Raw genomic sequence first — 6,912 nt, forward strand, 5'->3', positions numbered from 1 at the left:
CGGAACGCGGAACGCGGAACGCGGAACGCGGAACGCGGAACGCGGAACGCGGAACGCGGAACGCGGAACGCGGAACGCGGAACGCGGAACGCGGAACGCGGAACGGGGAACGGCGGACGCGGGACGGCGGACGCGGGACGGCGGCAGGAAGCCGGACGCGTGGCGCGCCGAGCGCCCCTCACGCGTCCCGTCCCGTCCCGACCCGACCCGACCCGTCCCCTCACTCATCCCCGCGCCCGGAACACCGGCACCCGGAACTCCCCGGCCTCCCGGAACACCGCCTCCAGCTCCATGCCCACCCTCAGGTCCGCCGCCTCGCACCCCACCACCTCGGTCATCAGCCGCGGCCCCTCGACGAGGTCGACGACCGCGGCGACGTACGGGGTCCGCTCCCCGAAGGGCGGCAGGTCGTTGCGGTGGACGACTGACCAGGTGTACAGCGTGGCCCGGCCGCTCGCCTGCTCCCAGCGCACGTCCTCGCTCCAGCAGTGGGGGCAGAACTCACGGGGGTAGTGGTGGGCCCGCCCGCACGCCCCGCACCGCCGTACGAGCAGCCGCCCCTCGGCGGCCGCGTCCCAGTACGTACGGCTGAAGGCGTCGGCCTCCGGCAGATCGAACCGGCCGCCGGCCCCGCCGGAGCCCATCAGAACAGCCCCAGCGCGCTGTCCAGCGACCAGGTCTGCCACGACATCGCGAACAGGGCCACGACCGAGATCAGCGCCATCATCGAGTTCTGCCCCTGCTCGGCCCAGTCGTGGATCATCAGCACGAAGTAGAGGAGGTTGAGCAGCAGCCCCCCGACCAGCGCGACGGGCGTGAGGAAGCCGAGGACCAGACCGAGCCCGAGGGCGAGTTCGGCGTACGCGACGACATACGCCATGGTCCGCGGCCGGGGCTTCACCACCACGTCGAATCCGCTGCGCACCGCCTCCCACCGGTGTTTCCCGGCCACCCCGGCCGCCCAGGCGATCCCGGCGCCCTGGAACCAGGTCTTCTTGTCCTTGTGCCGCCAGCTCTCCAGCCACCACAGTCCGAGCCCGATCCGCAGCACAGCCAGCCATTCACCACCGGAGAGCCAGACCGAGTCCATCGCTGCCGCCCTTCGACGCGTCCGCGCGGGGTTTCTGACGGTACGTCAGTTCAGCGGATGGGAGGGCGATGCGCAAGACGCGCGGACCACCGGGGGCGGCTCGGGTCCAGGCTCCCCGCGACCCCCGCCCACGACACACGCCCGCCACATTCCGCGATTCCTACGCCACGGATCTCACCCACACCTCCTCAGCCGTGATCAATCCGCAACCAATTCCGGTCTTGACCGAGACCCATCAATGAGGGACGTGAATACGCTCGGGCACATGGCCGACTCCAGAGCATCCGCGACCCCTGTCTCCGACCACCCGGTCTATGTGATCGGTGGCGGACCCGGCGGGCTGGCCGCCGCCCATGCGCTGCGCGCGCGGGGTGTGCGGGCGGTCGTACTGGAGAAGTCGGACGCGGTGGGGGCGTCCTGGCGGGGGCACTACGACCGGCTGCGCCTGCACACCACCCGGCGGCTGTCGGCACTGCCCGGCCTGCCGATGCCGCGCCGCTTCGGCCGGTGGGTGGCCCGGGACAACGTGGTGCGGTACCTGGAGAAGTACGCCGAGGTCCACGGCCTGGAGATCGTGACCGGCGTCGAGGTCACCCGCGTCGAGCGGAACCCGGACGGCACCTGGCTGCTGCGCGCCACCGGCGGCCGGGAGCTCACAGCCGGCGCGGTCGTCGTCGCCACCGGCTACAACCACACGCCGAACATCCCGGACTGGCCGGGGCGCGACACCTACCGCGGCGACCTGTCGCACGCCGCCGCGTACCGCAACCCCGAGCCGTACGCGGGCCGTGACGTCCTCGTCGTGGGCATCGGCAACACCGGCGCCGAGATCGCCGTCGACCTCGTCGAGGGCGGGGCACAGCGGGTACGGCTGGCGGTGCGGACGGCCCCGCACATCGTGCGCCGCTCCACGGCCGGCTGGGCCGCCCAGTACAGCGCGGTCCTCGTACGGCGCCTCCCGGTCGCCCTGGTGGACCGGATCGCCAAGCCGATGGCCAGGCTCAGCGTGCCCGACCTGTCCGCGCACGGGCTGCCCCGCCCGACCTCCGGCCTGTACTCCCGGGTGAACGAGGGCTCCATCCCCGTCCAGGACGTCGGCATCATCGACGCCGTTCGCAAGGGGAAGGTCGAGATCGTCGCCGCGGTCGAGAAGTTCGAGGACGGCAAGGTCGTCCTCGCCGACGGCTCCCGCGTCGAACCCGACGCGGTGATCGCCGCCACCGGCTACCGCCGGGCGCTGGAGGGGCTCGTCGGGCACCTCGACGTCCTGGACGGGCGCGGCAAGCCGGTCGTGCACGGGGCGCGCTCCCCGCTGAACGCGCCCGGCCTCTACTTCACCGGCTTCACCAACCCCATCAGCGGCATGTTCCGCGAACTCGCCCTCGACGCGGAGAAGATCGCCAAGGTCATCGCCCGCGCCGGCGGCGTCGCCACGCGCGACGCGGTCACCGTGCAGGTGCGCGCAGCACGCTGAACGTGCGCCGGAGGCAGTTCGCCTCCGGCACCGCACCGCCGCGTCGTCCGACACGACGGGGTCGACCCCGGTGAACCGCCCGGACTCCGGGTGGATCTCATCGCTCCGGTCGTGCCGGGTATCACGCTTGGCGGCGGCCCGGCCGGCTGCCGGTCCGCACCTTGATCGCGTACGTCCGCTCGACGCCCTCAAGGACGTCTGACCGCCGCCCCCGACGGGTACAACTCCGGATACCGCCGCGTAACTTTGCCCGCACGCCCATTCCTGACGCAGCGTCAGTTCAGTAATGTAAAAGCTGACGCTGCGTCAGTTAGGCGAGAGGTACGTGACCGCGTCACGTCAGTGAATTGGCTGTCACACAGGAGCGGGCGGACCGATGCTTGGATCAACCCACGGCACCCTCACCACCGACTCCCGCCGCGCCCGGGCCATAGCCTGCGGCGAGCACCCCCAGCAGATCGTGCACGGCAGACCGGCCGAGGCCGGAGACCTGGACGTCAGCGGGCGCCCGCTGCACGCCGCCGTCCCCGACCTGGACCGGTTCTTCCGCCCCGAGTCCGTGGCCGTGGTGGGCGCCTCGGATGTGGAAGGCCGGCCCAACACCGGCATCACCCGGCAGTTGCTCGCCTGGGCCGAACGGGTCGGCGCCCGGCTGCACCCCGTGCACCCCACACGTCCGTCCGTCTTCGGCGTCTCCTGCTCCCCTTCCGTCGCCGACCTGCCCGAACAGGTCGATCTCGCCGTGCTGCTCGTCTCCGACCCCCTCCCTCTGATCGACGAACTCGCCGAGGCCAAGGTGAAGTTCGCGGTCGCCTTCGCCTCCGGGTTCGCGGAGACCGGCGAGGAGGGCGTCCTCGCGCAGCAGCGGCTGGCCGCCGCCGTCGCCCGCTCCGGCGGTCTGCGGCTGCTCGGCCCGAACACCAACCTCAACGCCTTCGAACGCTTCCGCGACGACCTGGAGGGGCCCGCGATCGCGCTGATCACCCAGTCCGGCCACCAGGGCCGCCCGGTCTTCTCCCTCCAGGAACTCGGCATCCGCCTCTCCCACTGGGCCCCCACCGGCAACGAGGCGGACCTGGAGACCGCCGACTTCATCTCCTACTTCGCCGAGCGCCCCGAGGTGGGCGCCATCGCCTGCTACATCGAGGGCCTCAAGGACGGCCGCTCCTTCCTCCTCGCCGCCGACCGGGCCGCCCGGCGCGGGGTGCCCGTCGTGGCCGTGAAGGTCGGCCGCACCGAGGCCGGCGCTCGCACCGCCGCCACCCACACCGGCAAACTGACCGGCGCGGACGCGGTGGTCGACGCGGCGATGCGGCAGTACGGCGTGATCCGCGTGGACGGTCTGGACGAACTCCAGGACACGGCCACCCTGTTGGCACGGGCCCGACGCCCCCGCGCCCAGACCCCGGCCCGTCCGGTGGCCGACGGTGTCGTCGTCTATTCGATCTCGGGCGGCACGGGCGCGCACTTCGCCGATCTGGCGACGGAGGCCGGCCTGCACCTGCCGACACTGTCCGAGGCCAAGCAGGCCGAGCTGCACCAGTGGATCCCCGGCTATCTGAACGTGGCCAACCCGGTCGACAACGGCGGGCACCCGGTGGGCGACTGGCGCGGCCCCCGCATCCTCGACGCGATCCTCGACGACCCGGCGGTCGGCGTGCTGATCTGCCCCATCACCGGCCCCTTCCCGCCGATGAGCGACAAACTCGCCCGGGACCTGGTGGACGCCGCCGAGCGCACCGACAAGCTGGTGTGCGTGGTGTGGGGGTCGCCGGTGGGCACCGAGGCCGCCTACCGCGAGACACTGCTCGGTTCGTCGAAGGTGGCGACCTTCCGCACCTTCGCCAACTGCATCACGGCCGTCCGCGCCCACCTCGACCACGCCCGCTTCACCACCGCCTACCGCTCCCCCTTCGACGAGGCACCGCGCAGCCCGTCGCCCTCCTTCCGCAAGGCCCGGGCCCTGATGCGGCCGGGGCAGCAGCTCAGCGAGCACGCGGCCAAGCAGCTGCTGCGCGCCTACGGGATACGGGTCCCGCGGGAGCAGTTGGTGACCAGCGCGGCGGCGGCCGTGCGCGCGGCGAGCCTCGTGGGCTACCCGGTGGTGATGAAGGCGTCGGGGGCGCGGATCGCCCACAAGACCGAACTCGGCCTGGTGAAGATCGGGCTGACCTCCGCCAGCCAGATCCGCGACGCCTATCGCGAACTCACCGACATCGCCCGCTACGAGGATGTGCCGCTCGACGGCGTGCTGGTCTGCCAGATGGTCGAGCGGGGTGTGGAGATGGTCGTGGGCGTCACGCACGACGACCTCTTCGGGCCGACGGTGACGGTCGGGCTCGGCGGCGTCCTCGTCGAGGTGCTCCGCGACGCGGCCGTCCGCGTGCCGCCCTTCGGCGAGGACCAGGCCCGCGCCATGCTCGCCGAACTGCGCGGCAGGCCCCTGCTGGACGGCGTACGCGGGGCGCCCCCCTCCGATGTCGACGCGCTCGTGGAGGTCGTGCTCCGTGTGCAGCGGATGGCGCTGGAGCTCGGGGACGAGATCGCCGAGCTGGACATCAATCCGCTGATGGTGCTGCCCCGGGGGCAGGGCGCCGTGGCCCTGGACGCGCTGGCCGTGTGCCGCTGAGTGTCGGCGCCACCACCGCACACCGGACAAGGCCATCACACCCCGTAGCAGATGGAGCGCCCACATGTCCGCTTCCCCCCTTGAACGTCCCGAAAAATCCCGTGACTCATTGATACTGCACACCACTGACAACGCGGTCGCATGGATCACCCTCAACCGCCCCGAGGCGATGAACGCCCTCACCCCCGACCAGCGCGAACACCTCATCCGGCTGCTGGCGGAGGCCTCCGTGGACCCCGCTGTGCGGGCGGTCGTGATCACCGCGACGGGCCGCGGCTTCTGTGCGGGCGCCGACCTGCGCGGCGCGGCGGCCCGACCCGCCGAGCGGATCGCCGGTGACGTGGCCCGCACCATCCGCCTCGGTGCCCAGCGCCTCGTCGCGGCCGTACTGGACTGCGAGAAGCCGGTGCTCGCCGCGGTGAACGGCACCGCGGCCGGTATCGGCGCACACCTCGCCCTCGCCTGCGATCTGGTCCTGGCGGCCGAAGAGGCCCGTTTCATCGAGGTGTTCGTCCGCCGCGGCCTCGTCCCCGACGGCGGCGGCGCCTATCTGCTGCCCCGCCTGATCGGCCCGCAGCGCGCGAAGGAGCTGATGTTCTTCGGCGACGCCCTGTCCGCCGCCGACGCGGAACGCCTCGGCCTGGTCAACCGGGTCGTCCCCGCCGCCGACCTGGAGAAGACGGCCCGCGAGTGGGCGGAACGCCTCGCCACCGGCCCGACCCGCGCCCTGGCACTGACCAAGCAGCTGGTCAACACCTCCCTCGACACCGACCGCACCACCGCCTTCGCCGCCGAAGCCGCCGCCCAGGAGATCAACATGACGACGGCGGACGCCCAGGAGGGCGTGGCGAGCTTCGTCGAACGCCGCGCGCCCCGGTTCGAGGGCCGCTGAACACCCCGCCCGAGCCCGACGGACCGACCGACGACCGGCCACCGGCCACCGGCCACCGGCCACCGGCCACCGGCCACCGGCCACCGGCACGACCCTTCACTTCTGACGCTCCGTCAGTTTCAATGGGGGCTGTGATGGGACATGCGGGAATGGCGGCGGCCGCCGTCCGGTATCTACGGTCCGGCCGGACGCGGGCGACCACGCCCACGAGCCCGGTCGACGCACTGCCCCGCCCCGAGCTGCGCTGTGTCCGCGAGGGCGAACGGGCGCCGGTCGGCCAGGCGGAGTTCCGCCGCGTCCTGGGCAGCTTCGCGACGGGCGTGACGGTGATCACCGCCCCGCCCGGCCCCGGACCAGAGGCAGGCCCGACCCCGGTGCCCGGCCCCGACGAGCCCGGGGAGACCCGCCCCGCCGGCTTCGCCTGCCAGTCCTTCTCCGCGCTCTCCCTCGACCCGCCCCTCGTCGTCTTCATGGTCGGCCGTACGTCGACGACATGGCCCCGCATCGCCCGCGCGGGCGTCTTCTGCGTCAACGTACTCGCCGCGGACCAGGGCGCGTTGTGCCGCCGCTTCGCGGTGAGCGGCTCGGACAAGTTCGCCGGTGTCGCCCACGACCCGGCCCCCGTCACCGGCTCGCCCCGCATCGCCGGCGCCGCAGCCTGGATCGACTGCACGATCCACGCCGTGCACCCCGGAGGGGACCATCTGATCGTGGTGGGCAAGGTGGAGGCGCTGGGCGCCACCGACGAACTCGACGGGGCGAGTGCGCCGCTGCTGTTCCACCGGGGCCGCTTCGGCGGCTTCACGACCGGCTGAACCCTGCCGGCC

6 protein-coding genes are annotated in these 6,912 nt (G+C 72.7%); 4 read left to right on the forward strand and 2 right to left on the reverse strand.

Translation table 11 applies throughout. The features are described from left to right. Window positions 1-224: 224 nt before the first annotated feature. Together ACZ43N_RS29390 and ACZ43N_RS29395 are read right to left on the reverse strand one after the other, a co-directional pair. Window positions 225-644, reverse strand: coding sequence for a Zn-ribbon domain-containing OB-fold protein (locus tag ACZ43N_RS29390; protein WP_468101786.1), 420 nt, complete (start codon window positions 642-644; stop codon window positions 225-227). Continuing rightward, window positions 644-1,090 carry a DoxX family protein gene (locus tag ACZ43N_RS29395; protein WP_468101787.1) on the reverse strand — a complete coding sequence of 149 codons (447 nt, stop codon included), beginning with the start codon at window positions 1,088-1,090 and terminating at the stop codon, window positions 644-646. The genes ACZ43N_RS29390 and ACZ43N_RS29395 overlap by 1 nt, the downstream gene beginning before the upstream one ends. A gap of 265 nt (window positions 1,091-1,355) precedes the next feature. Here ACZ43N_RS29395 and ACZ43N_RS29400 point away from each other — a divergent pair, with 265 nt between their 5' ends. The 4 genes from ACZ43N_RS29400 to ACZ43N_RS29415 all read left to right on the forward strand — a co-directional run bounded on the left by ACZ43N_RS29400 (window position 1,356) and on the right by ACZ43N_RS29415 (window position 6,900). Beyond that, entirely contained in the window at window positions 1,356-2,564 is a 1,209-nt protein-coding gene (locus ACZ43N_RS29400) for a flavin-containing monooxygenase (RefSeq protein ID WP_468101789.1), read from the forward strand. Between the two features lie 376 nt (window positions 2,565-2,940). Beyond that, window positions 2,941-5,193, forward strand: coding sequence for an acetate--CoA ligase family protein (locus ACZ43N_RS29405; RefSeq protein ID WP_468101791.1), 2,253 nt, complete (start codon window positions 2,941-2,943; stop codon window positions 5,191-5,193). Between the two features lie 64 nt (window positions 5,194-5,257). Next, a complete protein-coding gene (locus tag ACZ43N_RS29410) occupies window positions 5,258-6,085 on the forward strand; it encodes an enoyl-CoA hydratase/isomerase family protein (protein WP_468101792.1) in 828 nt (275 codons plus the stop codon). Window positions 6,086-6,219: 134 nt separating this feature from the next. Then, window positions 6,220-6,900: a flavin reductase family protein gene (locus ACZ43N_RS29415; RefSeq protein WP_468101794.1), complete on the forward strand. Its 681-nt coding sequence runs from the start codon at window positions 6,220-6,222 to the stop codon at window positions 6,898-6,900. Window positions 6,901-6,912 lie beyond the last annotated feature (12 nt).

The sequence above is a fragment of the Streptomyces sp. NPDC030814 genome, assembly GCF_055572155.1.